The organism is Kitasatospora sp. NPDC007106 (assembly GCF_040634455.1).
Taxonomy (GTDB): Bacteria; Actinomycetota; Actinomycetes; order Streptomycetales; family Streptomycetaceae; genus Kitasatospora; species Kitasatospora arboriphila.
On sequence record NZ_JBEYFP010001056.1, the window covers coordinates 1 to 1,862 of the forward strand.

Consider the following 1,862-nt stretch of genomic DNA (forward strand, 5'->3'; position numbering starts at 1 on the left):
GGCACCTGGTGGCCGCAGGACCCGTCCCGCTCGGTGCCCGACCTGGTCGAGGAGGCCGCCGCCCGGCACGGCCTCGGCGCGGACGCCGCCGCGCTGTACCTGATGCTGCTGGCCATGCCCGACCCGACGGACCGCAACACCGCCCGCTGGACGGGCTGGAAGCCGGCCCGGCTGAAGGCGGCCCGGGCCGAGCTCGCCGCGACCGACCTGGTCGTGCAGGCCTCCCGCACCCGCGCCGGCCGGACGCTCTTCCTGCCCGGCGGCTGGACGGAGCAGCGCAGCCCGCACCTGCCGCTGGAGACCTGGAAGCTCCCGCTGCTCGGCGGCGGCTCCACCGCGCTCGGCGTGCTGCTGCCGGCCGAGCCGGCCGCGGAGCTGTACCGACGGGCCTGGCAGCGCCTGCTCGACGGCGACCTGCCGCGCTTCGGCGAACTGAAGGCGCCCAAGGCCCGCCGCGGCCGCCGCCGCTGACCGAGCGCCGGCGGCCCCCGGGGGTGCGGCACACCGTCGCACCCCCGGCCCCACCCGTTGTTCCCCTTTCCCCGGACCGAAGGACCGACGCTGTGTCTCCGACGAACCCGACGTACCCGACGACCCCGACCGACCTCTCCGAGCCGACGACCGATCAGGCCGCCCCGCCGGCTCGGCAGATCCTGCCCGCCGAGGAGCGGTACGCCCAGGAGCTCGCCTTCCTCGCCGCGTACGACGAGGGCCCCCGCCCGCCCGGCTGGGCGCTGACCCCGGCCGCGGTGGTCACCTTCGTGTGCGGCAGCGACGGCGAGGCGCTCGCCCTGCCGCCGAAGCGCCGCAAGGACGGCGCGCTGCCCGCCAAGCTGGTCGTCGCGCCGAAGTTCGTCGGCGAACGCGCCCTGGTCGAGCGCTGCGTGGTCACCCTGGCGGGCGAGCGCGGCCTGCTGCTCGTCGGCGAGCCCGGCACCGCCAAGTCGATGCTCTCCGAGCTGCTGTCCGCCGCGGTCAGCGGCACCAGCGAGCTCACCGTGCAGGGCACCGCCGGCACCACCGAGGACGCCTTCCGCTACGGCTGGAACTACGCGCTGCTGCTCGCCCAGGGCCCCACCCCGCAGGCGCTGGTCGCCTCGCCGGTGATGACCGCGATGCGCACCGGCCGGGTGGCCCGGATCGAGGAGGTCACCCGCTGCCTGCCCGAGGTGCAGGACGCGCTGGTGTCGATCCTCTCCGACCGCCGGGTCAGCGTCCCGGAGCTCGCCGGCACCGCGGACGCGACCGTCGCCGCCGTCCCCGGCTTCAGCGTGATCGCCACCGCGAACCTGCGCGACCGCGGCGTCTCCGAGATGTCCGCCGCGCTCAAGCGCCGCTTCAACTTCGAGACGGTGCACCCGATCGCCGACGCCGGCGCGGAGACCGAGCTCGTCCGCACCCAGGCCACCGCCGCCGTGCAGCGCGCCGGTGCCGCGTTCGGCGTCGACGACGCCGTCCTCGACGTGCTGGTCACCGTCTTCCGCGACCTGCGCACCGGCCGCTCCTCCGAGGGCTGGGACGTCGAGCGGCCCGGCACCGTGATGTCCACCGCGGAGGCCGTGCACGTCGCCGCCTCGCTGGGCCTGGCCCGCGCCTACCTGCCCGGCGGCGACGTCCTTGACCTGGTCCCGGGCCACCTGCTCGGCGCCGTCCGCAAGGACGACCCGGCCGACCACGGCCGCCTGCTCGGCTACTGGGACGGCCCGGTGCGCCGCCGCGCCGAGGACGGCTCCGCGATGTGGCGCCGTCTGTGGGACCTGCGGGAGAACCTGCGGTGACCGACCCCCGTACCACTGAGGACACCACCGTGGGCACCACCGGGAACCCCCCGGCGGACACCGCGGACCCGCGGGAGGCGGTGG

At 76.6% G+C, this 1,862-nt stretch carries 2 protein-coding genes; both read left to right on the forward strand.

What is annotated here, in order from left to right; genetic code table 11:
- Positions 1-471, forward strand: a 471-nt coding sequence (locus ABZ641_RS35655) for a hypothetical protein (RefSeq protein WP_359988581.1), incomplete at its 5' end; no start/stop codon positions are given.
- 179 nt (positions 472-650) lie between these two features.
- Complete coding sequence (locus ABZ641_RS35660; protein WP_344628228.1) at positions 651-1,778, forward strand: AAA family ATPase; 1,128 nt, start codon at positions 651-653, stop codon at positions 1,776-1,778.
- The last annotated feature ends 84 nt before the right edge of the window (positions 1,779-1,862 follow it).